The organism is Streptomyces sp. NPDC038280 (assembly GCF_055600045.1).
The window spans coordinates 97,012-116,466 of sequence record NZ_JBVJYZ010000008.1 but is presented as its reverse complement, the minus strand read 5'-3'; the positions used below and the strand labels follow the sequence as shown (position 1 = coordinate 116,466).

16 protein-coding genes are annotated in these 19,455 nt (G+C 71.3%); 7 read left to right on the top strand and 9 right to left on the bottom strand.

What is annotated here, in order from left to right:
* Positions 1-2 precede the first annotated feature (2 nt).
* Positions 3-428 carry a DoxX family protein gene (locus tag ACZ7J0_RS18400; RefSeq protein ID WP_470888537.1) on the bottom strand — a complete coding sequence of 142 codons (426 nt, stop codon included), beginning with the start codon at positions 426-428 and terminating at the stop codon, positions 3-5.
* Positions 429-566: 138 nt separating this feature from the next.
* Here ACZ7J0_RS18400 and ACZ7J0_RS18395 point away from each other — a divergent pair, with 138 nt between their 5' ends.
* Positions 567-836 (top strand): DUF6343 family protein, encoded by a 270-nt coding sequence (locus tag ACZ7J0_RS18395; RefSeq protein WP_470888535.1) that lies wholly within the window; start codon positions 567-569, stop codon positions 834-836.
* A gap of 13 nt (positions 837-849) precedes the next feature.
* On the opposite strand, the gene ACZ7J0_RS18390 is transcribed toward ACZ7J0_RS18395, so the two are convergent.
* From ACZ7J0_RS18390 to ACZ7J0_RS18380, 3 genes are all read right to left on the bottom strand, one after another.
* On the bottom strand, positions 850-1,212 hold the full coding sequence (locus ACZ7J0_RS18390) for a tetratricopeptide repeat protein (RefSeq protein WP_470888533.1): 363 nt from the start codon (positions 1,210-1,212) through the stop codon (positions 850-852).
* Between the two features lie 134 nt (positions 1,213-1,346).
* Positions 1,347-1,952 (bottom strand): dephospho-CoA kinase, encoded by a 606-nt coding sequence (gene coaE, locus ACZ7J0_RS18385; RefSeq protein WP_470888531.1) that lies wholly within the window; start codon positions 1,950-1,952, stop codon positions 1,347-1,349.
* A 24-nt stretch (positions 1,953-1,976) separates the two neighbouring features.
* A complete protein-coding gene (locus ACZ7J0_RS18380; RefSeq protein ID WP_470888529.1) occupies positions 1,977-2,915 on the bottom strand; it encodes a PAC2 family protein in 939 nt (312 codons plus the stop codon).
* Positions 2,916-3,160: 245 nt separating this feature from the next.
* On the opposite strand from ACZ7J0_RS18380, the gene ACZ7J0_RS18375 reads away from it, so the two are divergent.
* The gene (locus ACZ7J0_RS18375; protein WP_470888527.1) at positions 3,161-4,132 is read left to right on the top strand and encodes a right-handed parallel beta-helix repeat-containing protein; all 972 of its coding nucleotides are present in this window, start codon (positions 3,161-3,163) and stop codon (positions 4,130-4,132) included.
* A gap of 125 nt (positions 4,133-4,257) precedes the next feature.
* Here the strand turns inward: ACZ7J0_RS18375 and rpsA are convergent, their stop codons facing one another.
* Positions 4,258-5,760 (bottom strand): 30S ribosomal protein S1, encoded by a 1,503-nt coding sequence (gene rpsA, locus ACZ7J0_RS18370; protein ID WP_019885395.1) that lies wholly within the window; start codon positions 5,758-5,760, stop codon positions 4,258-4,260.
* Positions 5,761-6,125: 365 nt separating this feature from the next.
* On the opposite strand from rpsA, the gene ACZ7J0_RS18365 reads away from it, so the two are divergent.
* Entirely contained in the window at positions 6,126-6,929 is an 804-nt protein-coding gene (locus ACZ7J0_RS18365) for a class I SAM-dependent methyltransferase (RefSeq protein WP_470888525.1), read from the top strand.
* A 48-nt stretch (positions 6,930-6,977) separates the two neighbouring features.
* Positions 6,978-9,476, top strand: a complete 2,499-nt coding sequence (gene hrpB, locus ACZ7J0_RS18360) for an ATP-dependent helicase HrpB (protein ID WP_470888523.1) — start codon at positions 6,978-6,980, stop codon at positions 9,474-9,476.
* Here the strand turns inward: hrpB and pgfA are convergent.
* The 3 genes from pgfA to ACZ7J0_RS18345 form a co-directional block, all read right to left on the bottom strand.
* On the bottom strand, positions 9,466-10,455 hold the full coding sequence (gene pgfA / locus ACZ7J0_RS18355; protein WP_470888521.1) for a cell envelope lipid trafficking protein PgfA: 990 nt from the start codon (positions 10,453-10,455) through the stop codon (positions 9,466-9,468). The two genes, hrpB and pgfA, sit on opposite strands and share 11 nt — an antisense overlap.
* A 14-nt stretch (positions 10,456-10,469) precedes the next feature.
* Entirely contained in the window at positions 10,470-10,607 is a 138-nt protein-coding gene (locus ACZ7J0_RS18350; RefSeq protein WP_470888519.1) for an SPW_0924 family protein, read from the bottom strand.
* A 150-nt stretch (positions 10,608-10,757) separates the two neighbouring features.
* Positions 10,758-12,437, bottom strand: coding sequence for a lytic transglycosylase domain-containing protein (locus tag ACZ7J0_RS18345; protein ID WP_470888517.1), 1,680 nt, complete (start codon positions 12,435-12,437; stop codon positions 10,758-10,760).
* Between the two features lie 246 nt (positions 12,438-12,683).
* Between ACZ7J0_RS18345 and ACZ7J0_RS18340 the strand changes: the two genes are divergently transcribed.
* Positions 12,684-13,553, top strand: a complete 870-nt coding sequence (locus ACZ7J0_RS18340) for a DUF4184 family protein (RefSeq protein ID WP_470888515.1) — start codon at positions 12,684-12,686, stop codon at positions 13,551-13,553.
* A 51-nt stretch (positions 13,554-13,604) separates the two neighbouring features.
* On the opposite strand, the gene polA is transcribed toward ACZ7J0_RS18340, so the two are convergent.
* Complete coding sequence (gene polA / locus ACZ7J0_RS18335) at positions 13,605-16,259, bottom strand: DNA polymerase I (RefSeq protein WP_470888856.1); 2,655 nt, start codon at positions 16,257-16,259, stop codon at positions 13,605-13,607.
* A gap of 178 nt (positions 16,260-16,437) precedes the next feature.
* Between polA and ACZ7J0_RS18330 the strand changes: the two genes are divergently transcribed.
* Positions 16,438-18,717: an FdhF/YdeP family oxidoreductase gene (locus ACZ7J0_RS18330; RefSeq protein WP_470888513.1), complete on the top strand. Its 2,280-nt coding sequence runs from the start codon at positions 16,438-16,440 to the stop codon at positions 18,715-18,717.
* A gap of 57 nt (positions 18,718-18,774) precedes the next feature.
* Positions 18,775-19,266 carry a PaaI family thioesterase gene (locus ACZ7J0_RS18325; RefSeq protein WP_470888511.1) on the top strand — a complete coding sequence of 164 codons (492 nt, stop codon included), beginning with the start codon at positions 18,775-18,777 and terminating at the stop codon, positions 19,264-19,266.
* Positions 19,267-19,455 lie beyond the last annotated feature (189 nt).

Below are 19,455 nucleotides of genomic sequence, written 5' to 3'. Positions count from 1 at the left end.
GGTCACGCCCGTTCGCGTACCCGGGCGATCAGCTCCGCCGTGCGGTGACGCCGCGTCCAGGCGATCACACCGAGCGGAATCATCAGGACCAGGGGCGTGACGGCGTACTGCCCGTCGAACACCGTCACCTGGGTGATGAACGCGCCGATCATCAGGCCGATGAGCGCCGTCGCGGAGACCCCCGCCAGCACCGGGATCACCAGCGCGATCGCGCCGGCCAGTTCGAGACCTCCGACCGCGTACATGAACCAGTCGCCGAACCCGATCGCGTCGAAGGACTCGGCCGCGGAGGAGTGCCCGACCAGCTTCGGCGAAGCGCTCGGGATCGCGAAGAAGAGGGCGAGGACGATCTGCAGGGTCCGTACGGTCAGATCGGCGCGCCGGGACAGGGCCGCGGGCGAGACGGCGGGGGTGGCGGGGACGGTCATCGTGCTCTCCTCGGCTGGGCGTTCATGTCGCGTGCGCTGTCGAAGAGGTAGACGGGTGGCAGGCTCGGAACTCATCGCCCGGAGAGCAACTTTCCTCACGGGGTTCGGGTACACCCTGGAGGAGGAGAGGCGAGCGCCATGCGTACTGGCAGTGAACCCGCGACCGCACGCAGTCCCCTGCGGTTCCGGTTCTGGCTGAGTGTGTGGGGGCTGATGTGGGCCGCCTTCGGCACGGCCGTCTTCGCGGTCGTCGGGCGGCCGGGATGGGCGGCGGCCTGCGGGGCTCTGCTCCTCGTCACGCTGATCGATCTGACGGTGGTGGTGCGCCACATCCATCAGGGGCCGCACTATCAGCCAGGCCCAGACATCCCGCCCTACGAGCCGGATCGGGGCGGCCACGGCCGGTGACCGCCCCCTGCCGTCAGCCCTCGAAGCGGGCCGCTTCCAGATACTCCGGCTTCGGGTCCAGAGCCGCCGCGAGACGGAAGTGACGCACGGCCTGCTCCGGGCGGCCGGAGCGCTGGAAGGTGCGGGCCAGGGCGAAATGAGCGAAGGCGTTGTCCGGCTCGCGCTCCAGGACCAGCTCGAACTCGAGCTCCGCGGGCCGTAGTTGGGCGGCGGCGAAGAAGGCACGGGCCCGCAGCAGGCGGGCTGCCGTGTTCTCGGGGTGGGCGGCGATCACCGAGTCGAGCAGCTTGACCGCTCCGCGCGGATCCCGGGCGGCGAGCAGATGCTCGGCCGCGCGGAAGTCGATGACGTGGGTCTCCGGATTCCTTTCGGACACGGTTCCATCCTTCCCTGGCTCCGGCGGTTCAACAGCGGGCGCACCGGCACTATTCCTACCCCCGGCGCCTGCCCCCTCCCCCGACGTCGCGGGCCGGGGCCGCGGTCCGGGCACGCGTCCTGGCCCCACTCGTCCTAGCCGGCCGCCGCGGCCCGTTCGACCAGCTCCGACCAGACCTTGGCGACCTGCGGTTCCAGGGCCTCCAGCGGGCCGTCGTTGTCGATGAGCAGATCGGCGATCGCGCGCCGCTGCTCACGTGTCGCCTGGGCCTCCATGCGCGACCGGGCCTCGGCCTCGGTCATGCCCCGCAGCCTCACGAGCCGGTCGAGCTGGGTCTCGGGCGACGCGTCCACGACCACGACAAGGTCGTACAGCGGCGCCAGGCCGTTCTCGGTCAGGAGCGGTACGTCATGGATCACCACGTCGTCCGGCCCCGCCGCGCTCTCCAGCTCGGCCGAGCGGGCCCCGACGAGGGGGTGGACGAGGGCGTTCAGCGTGGCGAGGCGCTCCGAGTCGGCGAAGACGATCGAGCCGAGCTTCGGCCGGTCCAGCGTGCCGTCCGCCGCCAGGATCCCTGGCCCGAACGCCTCCACGACGGCCGCGAGCCCGGGAGTCCCGGGCTCGACGACCTCGCGGGCGATCCGGTCCGCGTCGATCAGCACGGCCCCGTACGAGACGAGCAGCCGTGACACTTCACTCTTACCGGCGCCGATACCGCCGGTCAGGCCCACCTTCAGCATGCGCGGCAGCCTACGCCAGGCCGCTCACCCCTCGCCCTCGCGCTCCGCGAGGAAGCGTTCGAATTCGCGGCCGATCTCGTCCGCCGACGGCAGGTCCACCGGCTCCGCGACCAGGCTGCCCCGGGTCTCCACGCCGGCCATCGCGTCGTACTGGTGCTCAAGGCCCTGGACCAGCGACACCAGTTCCTCGTCGCCCTCTCCGATCTGGCGCTCGATCTCGGTCTGGGTGCGCTGGGCCTCGGTCCGCAGGGAGTGCGCGACGCCGGGCAGGACCAGGCCGGTTGCCGCGGTGATCGCCTCCAGGGCGGTCAGGGCGGCGTCGGGGTAGGAGGAGCGGGCGACGTAGTGCGGCACGTGCGCGGCGACGCCCAGGACGTCGTGGCCCGACTCCATCAGCCGGTACTCGACCAACTGCTCGGCGCTGCCGGGTACTTGGGCCTCGTCGAAGGGGCTGCGGTGACCGGGCATCAGGTCGGTGCGGTTGCCGTGCGGGGTGATGCCGACAGGGCGGGTGTGCGGGACGCCCATCGGAATGCCGTGGAAGTTCACCGAGAGACGCACACCGAGCCGCTCGACGATCTGGCGGACGGCGGCGGCGAACCGCTCCCACTCCACGTCCGGCTCCGGGCCGGACAGCAGGAGGAAGGGCGCACCGGTGGCGTCCTGCACGAGGTGGACCTCGATGCCCGGGGTCTCGTACCCGGTCCAGCGGTCGCGCCGGAACGTCAGCAGCGGTCGGCGGGCGCGGTAGTCCACGAGCCGGTCGTGGTCGAAGCGGGCCACGACCTGGTGGGGCAGGGTCTCCAGCAGGTTGTCGACGATCTGCTCGCCGGTCTCTCCCGCGTCGATGTAGCCGTCGAAGTGGTAGAGCATGACCAGGCCGGCCGACTCCTGGGCGAGCGCCATGTCGACGACCGCCAGACCCTTCGGCTCCCATGCGTACAAATCCTGGGGCTCAAGCACGATTACCGCTCCTCCTCGTGTTCGTAGGGAAGAACGCCGGGGGAGGCACCAGCATTCCCCCGGGCCGCCTTCCGTGCGCCCATTTCTCGGTAACCGCCCGGGCGTTGACCCACTGGTCCAGACCTTGACATGCCCATGCGCCATCCCTACCGTCACGGACTGAGACTTGTTCACTCATCCGCCTGGCGTACACATACAGGAACATCTCCGAGATCCCCACGGCACTCGACGGGAAGGCCACCCCCATGCGCACCCGATCCCTGCTCCCCTCCCTGCTGGCCGGCGCCCTCGCGACCACCGGTCTCGCCGTCGGCCTCACTGGGCACGCGTCCGCCGCCCAGGGCGCGGCGATCGTCGACGTGAACACCGCCGCCCAGCTGAAGGCCGCCCTCACGGCCGCCCGCCCCGGTGACACGATCCGGCTCGCCGACGGCACGTACAACGGGAACTTCAAGGCCACGGCCCCGGGCACCGCCGGCGCCCGGATCACCCTCACCGGGTCCTCGCGGGCGGTGCTCACCGCAGGCGGGGGCTACGGACTCCATCTCAACGGGGCTTCCCACTGGACCGTCAAAGGTGTCACCGTGACCGGCGGCCAGAAGGGGATCATGACGGACTCCGCCGACGGCGTCGTGATCGACTCGGTCACCGTGCACGGCCTGGACATGGAAGGGGTGCACTTCCGCACCTCGTCCCGCAACGGTGTCGTCAAGAACTCGCGGATCTACGACACCGGTAACGACGGCAGCGGCATGGGCGAGGGCGTCTACGTGGGCTCCGCCAACACGCTCGCCGACAGGAGCGACAACGTACAGATACTGAGCAACACCATCGGCCCGCAGGTCCGGGGCGAGAGCATAGACATCAAGGAGGGCACCACCGGCACAAGGGTCGTCGGGAACACCTTCGACGGCCGCGGCCTCACCGGTGTCCACTTCGACGACTCATGGGTCGACGTGAAGGGCAACAACGTCCTGATCGAGAACAACACCGGCCGCAACACCCTCAACAACGGCTACGAGACGCACACTCAGCAGAGCGGATGGGGCTGCGGCACGGTCTTCCGGGGCAATCGCTCCGATCTCACCGGCGCCACCGGGTCCAGGCAGCTCGCGATCAATGTGACCAACACCGGCGGCGGCTGCCGGACGACGGTGTACGCGTCGAACACGGTCACCGGCGGCAAGGGCCTCACCAACGTCCCCGTCACCCCCTGAGCCTCACCCCTGAACCGCAGGACCGGACGCACGCGCTTCCGGAAGGCTGTGAACGGCACAAGGCCCGCTCCCCCGAAGGGAAGCGGGCCTTGTGTCTTCAGCCAGTCAGCTGGTGGTCAGAGCGTTCAGCTCTGGCCGCCGGCCAGCTTCTCGCGCAGGGCAGCCAGGGCCTCGTCCGACGCCAGGGCGCCGGAGTTGTCGTCCGACTCCGAGGAGTACGAACCACCGGAGACGCCCGCCGGGGCACCGGCCGGAGCGGCGGCGCCACCCTCGGCAGCGGCGGCCTCGTCGGCCTCGCGGGACTTGATGACCTGAGCCTGGTGCTGCTCGAAGCGCTGCTGCGCCTCGGCGTACTGGGTCTCCCAGGCCTCGCGCTGGGTCTCGTAGCCCTCGAGCCAGTCGTTGGTCTCGGGGTCGAAGCCCTCGGGGTAGATGTAGTTGCCCTGGTCGTCGTAGGACGCGGCCATGCCGTACAGAGTCGGGTCGAACTCGACCGACGCCGGGTCGGCACCGAAGGACTCGTTGGCCTGCTTCAGGGACAGCGAGATCCGGCGACGCTCGAGGTCGATGTCGATGACCTTGACGAAGATCTCGTCGTTGACCTGGACGACCTGCTCCGGGATCTCCACGTGGCGCTCGGCCAGCTCGGAGATGTGGACCAGACCCTCGATGCCCTCGTCCACGCGGACGAACGCACCGAACGGAACGAGCTTGGTGACCTTACCCGGGACGACCTGACCGATCTGGTGCGTACGGGCGAACTGCTGCCACGGGTCCTCCTGCGTCGCCTTCAGCGACAGGGAGACACGCTCGCGGTCCATGTCGACGTCGAGGACCTCGACGGTGACTTCCTGGCCGACCTCGACAACCTCGGACGGGTGGTCGATGTGCTTCCAGGACAGCTCGGAGACGTGGACCAGACCGTCGACGCCACCCAGGTCCACGAAGGCACCGAAGTTGACGATCGAGGAAACGACGCCGGAGCGGACCTGACCCTTCTGCAGGGTGGTGAGGAACGTCTGGCGCACCTCGGACTGGGTCTGCTCGAGCCAGGCGCGGCGGGACAGGACCACGTTGTTGCGGTTCTTGTCCAGCTCGATGATCTTCGCCTCGAGCTCCTTGCCCACGTAGGGCTGGAGGTCGCGGACGCGGCGCATCTCGACGAGGGAGGCCGGCAGGAAGCCACGGAGGCCGATGTCGAGGATGAGACCACCCTTGACGACCTCGATGACGGTACCGGTGACGATGCCGTCCTCTTCCTTGATCTTCTCGATCGTGCCCCAGGCACGCTCGTACTGAGCGCGCTTCTTGGACAGGATGAGACGACCCTCCTTGTCCTCCTTCTGGAGAACAAGGGCCTCGATCTCGTCGCCGACCTTGACGACCTCATTGGGGTCGACGTCGTGCTTGATCGAGAGCTCGCGGGAAGGGATGACGCCTTCGGTCTTGTAACCGATGTCGAGCAGGACCTCGTCCCGGTCGACCTTCACGATGACGCCGTCGACGATGTCGCCGTCGTTGAAGTACTTGATCGTCTCGTCGATCGCGGCGAGGAAAGCTTCCTCGTTACCGATGTCGTTGACCGCAACCTGCGGGGTGGTGGCGGTGGTCTCGGTGCTGCTCGTCATGTGGGAAAGGGCTCCGGTTACGGACAGAAAGTCGTAGGTACTGCTACGCCGGGAGCCCGTATCGCAGCTGCAGAAGACCGGACAGCCTTGGAAGCGCCTTCCCAATGAGGGGTGGCGCCTCGTGAACCGAGGGGACATACATACAGATGCGAGCGCGACCTGCTCCGTCTGAGGCGCGCAGGCCCGCAGCGCAACCTTTAGCATACGGGGGCGGCCGGACAGGGTCAATGCGCGAAGGCGCACACCCGGGGCGAACCTCGCATACCCGGAACACAAATCCACGCGGCGCAGCCGCGCGTCGCTCCCGCGCGGCCGGTGCGGCCGACGCGCGATGACGCTGTGCGCAAACTACAACGGCGGGGCAGATGAACCAAGAGTACGAACCGGAAGCGACCCGGCGTGACGCCGGCGGTGCGGAGAGCAGCCGGGCCAGCCGGGGCTGGTGGGACCGCAACGCCGACGAGTACCAGAGCGAGCACGGTCCGTTCCTCGGTGACGACCGGTTCGTCTGGGGTCCGGAGGGACTCGACGAGGCGGAGGCCCGGCTGCTCGGGCCGGCCGCCGGGCTCAAGGGCAAGGACGTGCTGGAGATCGGCGCGGGCGCGGCGCAGTGTTCGCGCTGGCTCGCCGCGCAGGGCGCCCGCCCGGTCGCGCTGGACCTCTCCCACCGCCAGCTCCAGCACGCGCTGCGGATCGGCGGCGGGGTTCCGCTGGTGGAGGCGGACGCCGGAGCGCTCCCCTTCACCGACGGTTCCTTCGACCTGGCGTGCTCGGCGTACGGCGCCGTCCCCTTCGTCGCCGATCCGGTGCGGGTCTTCCGCGAGGTCCGAAGGGTGCTGAGGCCCGGGGGGCGCTGGGTGTTCTCGGTGACCCATCCGATCCGCTGGGCGTTCCCGGACGAACCGGGACCCGAGGGCCTGAGTGTGGCCGCCTCCTACTTCGACCGCACTCCCTATGTGGAGCAGGACGAGCACGGGCGGGCCGTATATGTGGAGCACCACCGCACGATCGGTGACCGGGTGCGCGATGTGGTGGCCGGTGGGTTCCGGCTGGTCGACCTGGTCGAGCCGGAGTGGCCGGCCTGGAACAGTCAGGAGTGGGGCGGCTGGTCTCCGCTGCGGGGCAATCTGATCCCGGGGACGGCGATCTTCGTGTGCGAACGGGACTAGACCCGGGGCCGCGGCCGTGGCCGGGCGCGGGCGTACGACACTGAGTGGGTGATCCGTACCGCTGAGATGGACCGGCTTCCCGTACGTACCGCCCTGCCCGCCCTGGAGCGGGCGCTGGCGGAGCACGGGACGGCCGTGCTGTGCGCGCCGCCCGGTACGGGCAAGACGACGCTCGTGCCACTGGTGCTCGCCCAGGGCGGGGCCAGGGTCGTGGTGGCCGAGCCGCGCCGGATCGCGGCGCGGGCGGCGGCGCGGCGGATGGCCTGGCTGCTGGGGGAGAAGACCGGCGGCCGGGTGGGTTTCACCGTGCGCGGCGAGCGCGTCGTGTCGCGGGAGACGGTCGTCGAGGTGGTCACGACGGGGGTGCTGCTCCAGCGGCTGCAGCGCGACCCGGAGCTGGCCGGGGTCGATGTGGTGATCCTGGACGAGTGCCATGAGCGGCACCTGGACGCGGACACGGTCGCGGCCTTCCTGCTGGACGTACGGGAGAACCTGCGGCCGGAGCTGAAACTCGTCGCCGCCTCGGCGACCACGGACGCGCGGGGCTGGGCCCGGCTGCTCGGCGACGCGCCGGTGGTGGAGGCGGAGGGTGTCGCGCACCCCGTGGAGGTGGTGTGGGCGCCGCCCCCGGCGCCGGTGCGGCCGCCGCACGGCATGCGGGTCGATCCGGCGATGCTGACGCATGTGGCGTCGGTGGTGCGGCGGGCGCTCGCCGAGCGCGCCGGTGACGTGCTGTGTTTTCTGCCGGGGGTGGGGGAGATCGCGAGGGTGGCGGGCGCGCTGGGCGCTGTGGACGCCGAGGTGCTCCAGGTGCACGGGCGGGCGCCGGCCTCGGTCCAGGACGCCGTACTGGCTCCGGGCGACCGCCGCCGGGTGGTGCTGGCGACCTCGGTGGCCGAGTCGTCGCTGACCGTTCCGGGGGTGCGGGTGGTGGTGGACTCCGGTCTGGCGCGTGAGCCACGGGTCGACCACGCGCGGGGCCTGAGCGCGCTGACGACCCTGCGGGCCTCGCGGGCGGCGGCCCGGCAGCGGGCGGGGCGGGCCGGGCGTGAGGCGCCGGGCGCCGTCTACCGCTGCTGGACGGAGGCGGAGGACGGGCGTCTCGCCCGGTTCCCGTCGCCGGAGATCAAGGTCGCGGATCTGACGGCGTTCGCGCTGCAGGCGGCGGTGTGGGGCGACCCCGGCGCGTCGGGCCTGGCGCTGCTCGACGCACCGCCGGCCGGGGCGATGGCGGCGGCCCGTTCCGTGCTGTCCGCGATCGGGGCGGTCGACGCGGAGGGCCGCGCGACGGACCGCGGCGCGCGGATGGCCGGGCTCGGACTGCACCCTCGGCTGGCGCGCGCCCTGCTGGACGGCGCGCCGGTGGTGGGCGTGCGGCGGGCGGCGGAGATGGTCGCCCTCCTGAGCGAGGAGCCGCCCCGTGAGTACGGGGACGATCTGGCGCGGGCGTGGCGCTCGGCGCGGCGCGGCGGCGACGCGTACAGCGCCCGCTGGCGCCTGGAGGCGAGGCGGCTCGCGTCGTCGGCCGGGGCCGGTACGGGCGCGGCCGGGCCGTCGGAAGGGGCCGGGCCGACCGACGACGTGGCCGCCGGGCTGGTCGTCGCGCTCGCCTTCCCCGAGCGGGTCGCGCGGGCCCGGGGCGAAGGGGCCTTTCTGATGGTGTCCGGGACAGGGGCGGAGCTCGGGGAGGGGTCGCGGCTGCGCAGCGCGCCGTGGCTCGCCGTCGCCGTCGCGGACCGGCCCGCGCACTCCGCCTCCGCCCGGGTCCGGCTGGCCGCGCTCGTCGACGAGGAGACCGCGCGGGAGGCCGCAGCGCCCCTGCGGTCGGCGGGCGAGGAGGTCCACTGGGAGGGCGGGGACCTGGTCGCGCGGCGCGTGGAGCGGCTGGGGGCGGTGGAGTTGGCCGTACAGCCCCTCAAGGAGCCCGATCCGGAGCTCGTACGGGCCGCTCTGCTCGACGGGCTGCGGCGCGAGGGGCTGGACCTGCTGCGGTGGACGCGGGACGCGCGGGCCCTGCGGGACCGGCTCGCCTTCCTCCACCGGGCAGTGGGCGGGCCGTGGCCGGACATGGACGGGGAGTCGCTGGTGGAGCGGGCCGCCGACTGGCTGGAGCCGGAGCTGTCCCGGGCCCGGCGCCGGGCGGATCTGGCGCGGATCGACGCCGGGGAGGCCCTGCGGCGGCTGCTGCCCTGGGCGACGGGTGAGGCGGCCCGGCTGGACGAGCTGGCGCCGGAGCGGATCGAGGTGCCGAGCGGGTCGCGGATCCGGGTGGAGTACGACGGCGAGCAGCCGGTCCTGGCGGTGAAGCTCCAGGAGATGTTCGGCCTCGCCGAGACACCTCGCGTCGCGGGGGTCCCCGTACTCGTCCATCTCCTCTCCCCCGCGGGCCGCCCGGCCGCCGTCACCGCCGACCTGGCGTCGTTCTGGAAGGACGGCTACCGCTCCGTGCGGGCCGAGTTGCGCGGCCGCTACCCGAAGCATCCGTGGCCGGAGGACCCCGCGACGGCCGAGGCGACCCGGCACACGAGCGCGCGGCTCAGGCGGTGACCGGCTCGGGCAGGGGCTCCGTGGCGGGATCGTCGGGGCGGTGGCGGCCGCGGGCTTCGAGCCAGAGGGAGAGGGCAAGGAGGCCGGCGGCCAGGACGAGGAAACTCCAGGGCAGGTACGAGACCAGCATCAGGACCATGACCCGGTTGGACGTGACCAGCTCGACGGTGTCGTCCAGGTAGTCCTCGCGGATCTTCACGTGGCCGGCGAACGCGGTGACGGTGTCCTGGCCGAGCATCGCCTTCGCGTTGCGCATCTCCTCCTTGTGGATCTCCTCGCCGTTGACGGGCGCTCCGGTGACCGGTTCGACCCAGAACATCCGCTTGGTGGTGTACCAACGGGTCATGCCGGTCTTGGCGACGATCTCGGGGGTGACGCCCGCGACCGGCATCTTCTTGGGCATGGGGACCTTGGTCCAGGGGATGGTCTGCTCGAAGTAGTAGACCTCCAGCCCCCGGAAGGTCCGCGTCCCCTTGTAGTGGATGGGCGCGGCGGTACGGGTCTGGGCGTCGAAGTACTCGTAGTCCCGCTTCTCCGTCAGGAAGGGCCACTTGAACTCGATGCCCTCGCGCCGCACCCGGTCGCCGTCGACCATCTCTCCGGTGGCGTGCACGGGGGCCTGGCTGTGGGCGTCGAAGATGTAGCGCTCGGGGATCTGGGAGACCATTTTCCCGTCCGGGCCGACGACGTGGGAGAGCGCGTCCCAGACGACGACGTCGCGGCCGGCGTCGCGTTCGATCCTCGTCGACTCCTCCACATTGCCCTTGAGCGTCTGCACGACGGTGATCTTCTCGACCTGCTTGGACTTGAGGGTGCCGTAGTCGAGAAGGGTCGCCGGCTTCGCCTCCAGGACCATCTCCTGGTACTGGCTGGGCGGGATCTTGGCGAGCCGGGGAAAGGCGTACCAGCGCAGCAGGGGTGCCAGGGTCGCGAAGAAGACGGCGACGGCGAGGAGTACGAGGCTCGCGGTGCGGCGCATGGTGGTCGCCCCTCCTACTTCTTGGGGCCGGGGACGGTGGTGAGCAGGGGCTCGGGGGAGGTCTCGCCGGGGGGCGCCCCGGTCGCCGAGATGCCGAGGACGAGCGCGAAGGCGAGGGCGAGGCCGATGGCGGCGGCTACGAGGGCGCGCAAGGTCGGCCTCCCGGTGCTCGGATCTGATACAGCGTCAGGGCGGAGGCACCGTAGCAACGCGGCCGCGAGATGAGAACACGTTGCACTCAGAACACGCGCCGCCGCCCCTCTGCCTCGAAGCGGCGGAGGGGCGGTGGGAGGCGAGGGGCGTCAGGCGACCTTGAGTTCGAGCGTCAGCGTCGCGCCGCCGGCCGCTTCGAGGCGCAGCAGGAAAGTGCCGGTGGCGTCGTCCGCGAAGAGCTTCGGGAGGGTCAGCACGCCGTTCTCGTCGGTCTTGAGGTCCGCGAGGGTCCGGACCGGCTTGCCGTCGGCGTCCTTGAAGTACGGGCCCTTGTCGTTGGGCTTCGCGTCCTTCGGGTCCTCCGTCGTGGTGATCATCGTGGCGGTGAGGGCGACTCCGGGGGCGAGGACGCCCTTGTTCGTGGCCTTCACCTGGATCTGCTCGGCGAACTCCGCGCCGGGCGCGGCGGTCAGCTCCTTGTCGTCCGTCCTGACCAGGGTGTCGGCCTGGCGGGCGGCGACGGTCGCGGTGAAGTCGACGGCGGAGATCGTACGGCCGCCGAGGGTGGCGCGGACCGTGAAGTCGCCGGTCTTCTCGCCCGCCCGCAGCACCGGGGCGGCGGCCTTGCCGTCGGCGCCGGTGGTGACGGTGACCGTCTTGAGGTCGCCGTCGAAGCGGGCGTCGGTGTCCGTGACGATTTCGAACCGCACCGGCGCCTTGGCCACCGGCTTGCCCGTGGAATCGAGCGCGACCACCTTGGCACGCTCGGCGAACGAGCCGCCCGCGGTCGCGGTCAGCGCGCCCGTCCCGCCGTCCTTGATCGTGACCGCCACGGGCGCGGGAGGCGGCGTGGTGGGCTTCGGGGGCGTGGTGGGCTTCGGCGGGGTCGTCGGCTTCGGCGGCGTGGTGGGCGTGGCCGGACGGGTCGGCTTCGGCGTGGCCGGCGTCGTGGGCCTCGGCGTCGGGTCCGGGAGCGTCACGGGGTCGTCGCTGCGGCCGCCGGGCACCTGGCCGGTGCCGTCCGGGACCTGGTGCGTGCCGCGCTTGTAGTACTCGAACCAGGACAGCACCGTGCGGAGGTACTCGGTCGAGCGGTTGTAGCTGAGGATCGCCTTGTCCAGATCGGCCTTGGTGGCCAGATCACGGTTGTTGGCGCAGAGGTAGAGACCCGCGGCCTGGGCGGCGTCGTAGATGTTGTTGGGGTCCTTGCGGCCGTCGCCGTTGGCGTCGCGGCCCCAGGTCGCCCAGGTCGAGGGGATGAACTGCATCGGGCCGACGGCCCGGTCGTGCGTCGCGTCGCCGTCGTACTGACCCTTGTCGGTGTCCGAGATGTTGGCGAAGCCGACACCGTTGAGGACCGGCCCGAGGATCGGGGAGAGCGTCGTGCCGTTGGCGTCGACCCGGCCGCCGCGCGCCTGTCCCGACTCGACCTTGCCGATGCCGGCGAGGAGCTGCCAGGGGAGGTTGCAGCCCGGGTCGTCGGCCTTCAGCGTCTGCTCGGCCTGCTTGTAGGCGGCGAGCACGGTCGCGGGTATGCCCGCCTCGGCGGGGCCGGTGACGACCGGGAGGTCTATGGAAGTACCGGGCACGTCGGGCTTGTTCGGCGTGTTCAGGGGCGGCAGGTCGGTGTAGTACGGGGAGTCGCCGGTGGCCGAACCGTCCGGGGCGGGGGCCGTGCCGGACGAGGGCTGGTCGCCGCCGGCCGAGGCCTCGGTGGCCGGCGGGTTGACGCCCGGGCCCTGGGAGGCGGTCAGCGCGGCCACCGCGGCCGCGGCTATGGCTGTGGTGGTTGCTCGCTTGCGCAGCCGGCGGCCGATGTGCGGTGCCATGCGTCTGGTCCCTCCCCGTCGACGGCTGCCGCACTCCCCAGCGCGGACTCAGGAACCCTACGTCAACTCGACACTCCCGCACACCGCGCCCTGACCGCTTTTCACTCTTTCGTCACCTCTCTCCGCCCGGAATCCGGACCTGACGCATCGCGCATACTGGGCGTCGCCGGCCGGTGGGCTCCCAGAGGGGGTCAATTGCGGCCGCACGGGGACGAGATGGCTCACACCACACCAGGGGGCGCATTCATGCCGTTCACGCTCAGCCATGCCGCGGCGGTACTGCCGGGCATACGGAGGGACGGCACCGCGCGCGGTCCGCTGCTCGCCTCCGCGCTCGTCATGGGGTCGTTCGCGCCCGACATGACGTACTTCGCCGCGACCGCCGTCCCCGAGGCGATGTTCTTCGGCGATGTCACCCACGCGCCTCTGGGCGTCGTCACCGTCGATCCGCTGATCGCCCTCGCGCTGGTGGGGCTGTGGCTGATGGTGCGTGAGCCGCTGCTCGCGCTGCTGCCGGCGCGGTGGCAGGGGCGGGTGTTCGCCTTCCTTCGCGGTCGGCCCTGGCGCGACCGGACCCCGCTCGCTCTCGCGCTCCTCTTCTACGCGTCGGCGGTGCTGGGCGCGACCACCCATGTGGTGTGGGACGCCTTCACCCATCTCGACCGCTGGGGGACGCGGGCGATCCCCTTCCTGAGTGAGATCGTCGCCGGTTTCCCCGTCTACCTGTACGCCCAGTACGGAGGCTCGGCGCTGGCCCTGATCGCCCTGATCTGGTTCACGACGACCGGCCTGCGCCGCTCACCGGACACCGCGGTGCCGGGCCTGCCCCGGCTGAGCCACCGCGACCGGCTCCTGGCCGGCGGGCTCCTGGCGGTGTGCGTCCTGGCCGGCGTGATCCACCGCTGTGTGCGCTGGTACGCCTACTGGGGCCGCATCGAGACACCTCTGGACATCATCCCGACGGCCTGCTTCGGCGCGGGTGCGGGCCTGGCGGTGGGGCTGGTGCTGTACGGGGCGGCAGCGCGGTGGCTGCGCGCGCCGCGGGCCATCGCGGAGCCGGCGCCCCGTGGCGCCACCTCGCCCACGCCCCCGCGGACCCCCGAACGCCACGGCTGATGGCGGATGGGAGGGGGCCGGAGCCCGCAGGCCCCGGCCCCCTCCCGAGGCTCAGTGCGCCGCTGACTCCCAGTCCGGGCCCACGCCCACCGAGACGTCCAGCGGAGCCCGCAGTTGGACCGCCGTCGCCATCTCGTGGCGGACGATCTTCTCGACGCGATCCCGCTCCCCCGGCACCAGCTCCAGCACGATTTCGTCGTGGACCTGGAGCAGCATCCGGGAGGTGAGGCCCGCCTCCCTCAGCGCCCGGTCGACGCCCAGCATCGCGACCTTCACGATGTCCGCGGCCGTGCCCTGGATCGGCGCGTTGAGCGCCATCCGCTCCGCGGCCTCGCGGCGCTGGCGGTTGTCGCTGTTCAGGTCGGGCAGATAGCGGCGACGGCCGAGCATCGTCTCGGTGTAGCCGGTGGCGCGGGCCTCGTCCACGACCCGGCGCAGATAGTCACGGACCCCGCCGAAGCGCTCGAAGTACGTGTCCATCAGGACGCGCGCCTCGCCGGCCTCGATGTTGAGCTGCTGGGAGAGACCGAAGGCGGAGAGGCCGTAGGCCAGGCCGTACGACATGGCCTTGATCTTGCGGCGCATCTCCGCGTCGACGGCGGAGCGCTCCACGCCGAACACCTGGGAGGCGACGGTGGTGTGCAGGTCCTCGCCGGAGGTGAACGCCTCGATCAGGCCCTCGTCCTCCGAGAGGTGTGCCATCACACGCAGTTCGATCTGGCTGTAGTCGGCGGTCATGAGGGATTCGTACCCCTCGCCGACGACGAAGCCGTGGCGGATGGCGCGGCCCTCGTCGGTGCGGACCGGCACGTTCTGCAGGTTCGGGTCGGTGGACGACAGGCGCCCCGTCGCCGCGACGGTCTGGCTGAAGGTGGTGTGGATCCTGCCGTCGGCCGCGATGGTCTTGATGAGGCCCTCGACCGTGGAACGCAGCCGGGCCTGCTCACGGTGGCGCAGCATGATGACCGGCAGTTCGTGCTCGGTCTGTCCGGCCAGCCACGCCAGCGCGTCGGCGTCCGTCGTGTACCCGGTCTTGGTCTTCTTCGTCTTGGGGAGGTTGAGCTCCCCGAAGAGGACTTCCTGGAGCTGCTTGGGCGAGCCGAGGTTGAACTCGTGGCCCACGGAGGCGTGCGCCTCCTTGACCGCCTGCTGCACGGCGCCGGCGAACTGCTGCTCCATGGCTTCGAGATGGGCGCGATCGGCGGCGATGCCGTGCCGCTCCATCCGGGCGAGCAGCACGGAGGTGGGCAGTTCCACCTCGTGGAGCAGGTCGACCGCGCCGACCTCCGCCAGCTTCTGTCCGAGGGCGTCGCCGAGGTCGAGGACCGCGCGGGCCTGTGCCATCAGCGCCTCGGCCTCGGCGGTGTCGTCCGCGCCGAAGGCGAGCTGCCCGTCGGCGGCGGCCGGGGCGAGCTCCCGGTGGAGATACTCGACGGACAGGGCGTCCAGCGCGAAGGAGCGGCGGCCGGGCTTGACCAGGTAGGCGGCGAGCGCGGTGTCCATCGTGATGCCGTCGAGGTGCCAGCCGTGCTCGGGGAAGACCCGCAGGGCGTCCTTGGCGCTGTGGACGATCTTCGGACGCGCCCGGTCGGCGAGCCAGGCGGCGAACGCCCGCTCGTCGGCCTCGTCCAGCCGGGTCGTGTCGAACCAGGCGGCCTTGCCGTCGGCGGCCGCGAGCGCGATCTCGCTGACGTTCCCGACGCCCAGGGCCCAGGCGGCGACGGTGGCCATGCCGAGCGGCTGCCCGCCGTGCTGCTCCAGCCAGAACGCCAGCTCTCCGGCGCCCAGCACACTGCCGTCCAGCTCGACACCGGCCTCGGGGGCGGGGGCGGCTTCCTCCTCCGCGCCCGGGTCCACGGCGAGCAGCCGCTCGCGAAGGCTCGGGTTGCGGATCTCCAGAATTTCGAGGAACCCCTTGAGCGCCGTCCGGTCGTAGGGCGCGCGCTCCAGGTCGGTCACGCTCTTGGGCAGCTCCACGTCACGGACCAGCTCCGTGAGGTGGCGGTTGAGCTTGACGGACTCCAGGTGGTCGCGCAGCGCCTGCCCGACCTTGCCCTTGATCTCGTCGGCGCGCTCGACCAGCTCGGCGAACGAGCCGAACTGATTGATCCACTTCGTGGCGGTCTTCTCACCGACACCGGGGATGCCGGGCAGGTTGTCGGACGGGTCGCCGCGCAGGGCGGCGAAGTCCGGGTACTGCTGCGGGGTCAGGCCGTACTTCTCCTCGACCTTCTCCGGGGTGAAGCGGGTCAGCTCGGAGACGCCCTTGGTGGGATAGAGCACGGTCACGTGGTCGGAGACCAGCTGGAAGGAGTCGCGGTCGCCGGTGACGATCAGCACCTCGAACCCGGCGGCCTCGGCCTGTGTGGCGAGGGTGGCGATGACGTCGTCGGCCTCGAAGCCGTCCACCGCGAACCGCTCGGCGTTCATGGTGTCCAGCAGCTCGCCGATCAGCTCGACCTGCCCCTTGAACTCGTCCGGGGTCTTCGAGCGGTTCGCCTTGTACTCGGGGAAGTCCTGGGAGCGCCAGGTCTTTCGGGACACGTCGAAGGCGACGGCGAAATGCGTGGGCGCTTCGTCGCGCAGCGTGTTCGCCAGCATCGAGGCGAAGCCGTAGATGGCGTTCGTCGTCTGGCCGCTCGCGGTCGTGAAGTTCTCCGCGGGCAGCGCGAAGAACGCCCGGTACGCCAGGGAGTGCCCGTCCATGAGGAGCAGGCGCGGACGGGGGGTCTCGGTCTTCTTCGATGCTGTCTCAGCCACGGACACGATCCTGCCACGGACCACTGACATTCCCGCCCCCGGCCGCCGGGGGACGGCCGCTGTCGGTGGCCCGTGAAAGGATCGGAGGCGTACCGCACAGGACGAACGCTCAAGGGAGAGCGCGATGGCCAGCAAGCCGCCCGCAGGTGACCCGGTCCAGGACGCGCCGCAGGTCGAGGCGCCCCAGCATGCCGCCGCCGGCTTTCCCGCCGTCGCCCATACGCTCCGGGTCGCGCAGCAGCAGATGGGAGTGCGTCGCACGGCGCGGACGCTGCTGAAGGTCAACCAGAAGGACGGGTTCGACTGCCCCGGCTGCGCCTGGCCCGAGGGCGACAAGCGGCACGTGGCGGAGTTCTGCGAGAACGGCGCGAAGGCGGTCGCCGAGGAGGCGACGCTGCGCCGGGTCACGCCCGACTTCTTCGCCGAGCACCCGGTGGCGGACCTGGCGGCCCGCAGTGGGTACTGGCTCGGCCAGCAGGGCCGCATCACGCAGCCGATGTATCTGCCCGAGGGTGCCGAGCGGTACGAGGCCGTCACCTGGGAGCGGGCGTTCTCGATCATCGCGGAGGAGCTGACGGCCCTGGCCTCCCCGGACGAGGCGCTCTTCTACACCTCGGGACGCACGAGCAACGAAGCCGCGTTCCTCCTCCAGCTCTTCGCCCGCGAGTTCGGCACGAACAACCTGCCGGACTGTTCCAACATGTGCCACGAGTCGTCCGGTTCGGCGCTCAACGAGACGATCGGCATCGGCAAGGGCAGCGTCTCCCTGGAGGATCTGCACCAGGCCGACCTGATCATCGTGGCCGGCCAGAATCCGGGCACGAACCATCCCCGGATGCTCTCCGCCCTGGAGAAGGCCAAGTCCGCCGGCGCGAAGATCATCTCGGTGAATCCGCTGCCCGAGGCGGGCCTGGAGAAGTTCAGGAATCCGCAGACGCCGCGGGGCCTGCTCAAGGGCGCCTCGCTCACCGATCTGTTCCTCCAGATCCGGATCGGCGGCGACCAGGCCCTGTTCCGGCTGCTCAACAAGCTGATCCTCGACACACCGGGCGCGGTGGACGAGGAGTTCGTCCGCGAACACACCCATGGGTACGAGGAGTTCGCCACGGCGGCCCGGGCCGCCGACTGGGACGAGACGCTGGCGGCCACCGGGCTCGACCGGGACGGCATCGAGCGGGCGCTGCGGATGGTCCTCGCCTCGAAGCGGACGATCGTCTGCTGGGCGATGGGACTGACCCAGCACAAGCACTCCGTGCCGACCATCCGCGAGGTGGTCAACTTCCTCCTGCTGCGCGGCAACATCGGGCGTCCCGGCGCGGGCGTCTGTCCGGTGCGCGGGCACTCCAATGTGCAGGGCGACCGCACGATGGGGATCTTCGAGCGGCCCGCGGCCGCGTTCCTCGACGCGCTGGACAAGGAATTCGGGATCACCTCGCCGCGCCACCACGGCTTCGACGTGGTCCGCTCCATCCAGGCGCTGCGCGACGGCGAGGCGAAGGTGTTCTTCGCGATGGGCGGCAACTTCGTCGGAGCGACGCCCGACACCGAGGTGACCGAGGCGGCGATGCGCCGCGCGCGGCTCACCGTCCATGTGTCGACCAAGCTCAACCGGTCGCACGCGGTCACCGGCACGCGCGCGCTGATCCTGCCGACGCTCGGCCGCACGGACAAGGACGTACAGAAGAGCGGAAAGCAGTTCGTGACGGTCGAGGACTCGATGGGGTTGGTGCACGCCTCGCGCGGCAACCTCCCGCCGGCCGGCCCGCACCTGCTCTCGGAGCCGGCGATCGTGGCACGGATGGCCCGCGCCGTCCTCGGGGCGGATTCGGCCACCCCGTGGGAGGAGTTCGAGAAGGACTACGCCACGATCCGGGACCGGATCGCGCGGGTCGTTCCGGGCTTCGAGGACTTCAACGCCCGGATCGCGTGTCCGGGCGGCTTCGCTCTCCCGCACGCCCCGCGCGACGAGCGCCGCTTCCCCACGGCGACCGGCAAGGCCAATTTCACCGCCGCGCCCGTCGAGTACCCGGCGCTGCCCGAGGGCCGGCTGCTGCTCCAGACGCTGCGCTCGCACGACCAGTACAACACCACGATCTACGGCCTCGACGACCGCTACCGGGGCATCAAGGGCGGCCGCCGGGTCGTCCTGGTGAACCCGGAGGACGCCCGCGCGCTGGGTCTGGCGGACGGCGCGTACACGGATCTGGTCAGCGAGTGGAAGGACGGCACCGAGCGGCGCGCGCCCGGTTTCCGTGTCGTGCACTACCCCACGGCCCGCGGCTGCGCCGCCGCGTACTACCCGGAGACCAATGTGCTGGTGCCCCTGGACTCGACCGCGGACATCAGCAACACCCCCGCCAGCAAGTCCGTGGTCGTGCGTCTGGAACAATCACCGACCGCCTAAGCGTTTGCTCAGGCAGCTGACGACTGACGACGCACGAAGACGAACGGAGCCGGGCCCATGGGCGAGCAGACCGCTGTGAAGTTCCCGCAAGAGGTCATCGACGAGTACGCCTCCCTGGGCGTCGACCTGCCCGCGCTGTTCTCCGCCGGGCATCTCGGCAACCGCATGGGCGTGCAGATCGTGGAGGCCTCGGCGGAGAAGGTCGTCGGCACCATGCCCGTGGAGGGCAACACCCAGCCATACGGGCTGCTGCACGGCGGCGCCTCGGCCGTGCTCGCGGAGACGCTCGGTTCGATCGGCTCGATGCTGCACGGCGGCGTGTCCAAGATCGCCGTGGGCGTCGATCTGAACTGCACGCACCACCGCGGTGTCCGCAGCGGTCTGGTGACGGGTGTCGCCACGCCCGTCCATCGCGGCCGCTCGACCGCGACGTACGAGATCGTGATCACCGACGAGCAGGACAAGCGGGTCTGCACGGCCCGTCTCACCTGCCTGCTGCGTGACGTCGGCGCGAAGGACGCCGAGAACGTCCCGGGCGCGAAGGCCTGACCTCGGCCCTCCCGGCCTGCGGCGGCGTGACACCGCCGCCGGGGGCCGGGTGCGCGCATGCGGCCCCAGGGGCCCCTCACGCACCGGTGCTCGACATCCGCACCCGCACGCCCTCTTGTCGCGCGGCGTCCTGTGCGGATTCACTGGCGGTCCCCCACAGGAGAAGCCCACCCACCACACACCAGGGGG

Bases quoted from the DNA above. Each gene is read 5' to 3' on its own strand.
- ACZ7J0_RS18400 (WP_470888537.1), bottom strand. From the start codon at position 428: ATGACCGTCCCCGCCACCCCCGCCGTCTCGCCCGCGGCCCTGTCCCGG.
- ACZ7J0_RS18395 (WP_470888535.1), top strand. From the start codon at position 567: ATGCGTACTGGCAGTGAACCCGCGACCGCACGCAGTCCCCTGCGGTTC.
- coaE (WP_470888531.1), bottom strand. From the start codon at position 1,952: ATGCTGAAGGTGGGCCTGACCGGCGGTATCGGCGCCGGTAAGAGTGAA.
- ACZ7J0_RS18375 (WP_470888527.1), top strand. From the start codon at position 3,161: ATGCGCACCCGATCCCTGCTCCCCTCCCTGCTGGCCGGCGCCCTCGCG.
- rpsA (WP_019885395.1), bottom strand. From the start codon at position 5,760: ATGACGAGCAGCACCGAGACCACCGCCACCACCCCGCAGGTTGCGGTC.
- ACZ7J0_RS18365 (WP_470888525.1), top strand. From the start codon at position 6,126: ATGAACCAAGAGTACGAACCGGAAGCGACCCGGCGTGACGCCGGCGGT.
- pgfA (WP_470888521.1), bottom strand. From the start codon at position 10,455: ATGCGCCGCACCGCGAGCCTCGTACTCCTCGCCGTCGCCGTCTTCTTC.
- ACZ7J0_RS18345 (WP_470888517.1), bottom strand. From the start codon at position 12,437: ATGGCACCGCACATCGGCCGCCGGCTGCGCAAGCGAGCAACCACCACA.
- ACZ7J0_RS18340 (WP_470888515.1), top strand. From the start codon at position 12,684: ATGCCGTTCACGCTCAGCCATGCCGCGGCGGTACTGCCGGGCATACGG.
- polA (WP_470888856.1), bottom strand. From the start codon at position 16,259: ATGGACGGGCACTCCCTGGCGTACCGGGCGTTCTTCGCGCTGCCCGCG.
- ACZ7J0_RS18330 (WP_470888513.1), top strand. From the start codon at position 16,438: ATGGCCAGCAAGCCGCCCGCAGGTGACCCGGTCCAGGACGCGCCGCAG.
- ACZ7J0_RS18325 (WP_470888511.1), top strand. From the start codon at position 18,775: ATGGGCGAGCAGACCGCTGTGAAGTTCCCGCAAGAGGTCATCGACGAG.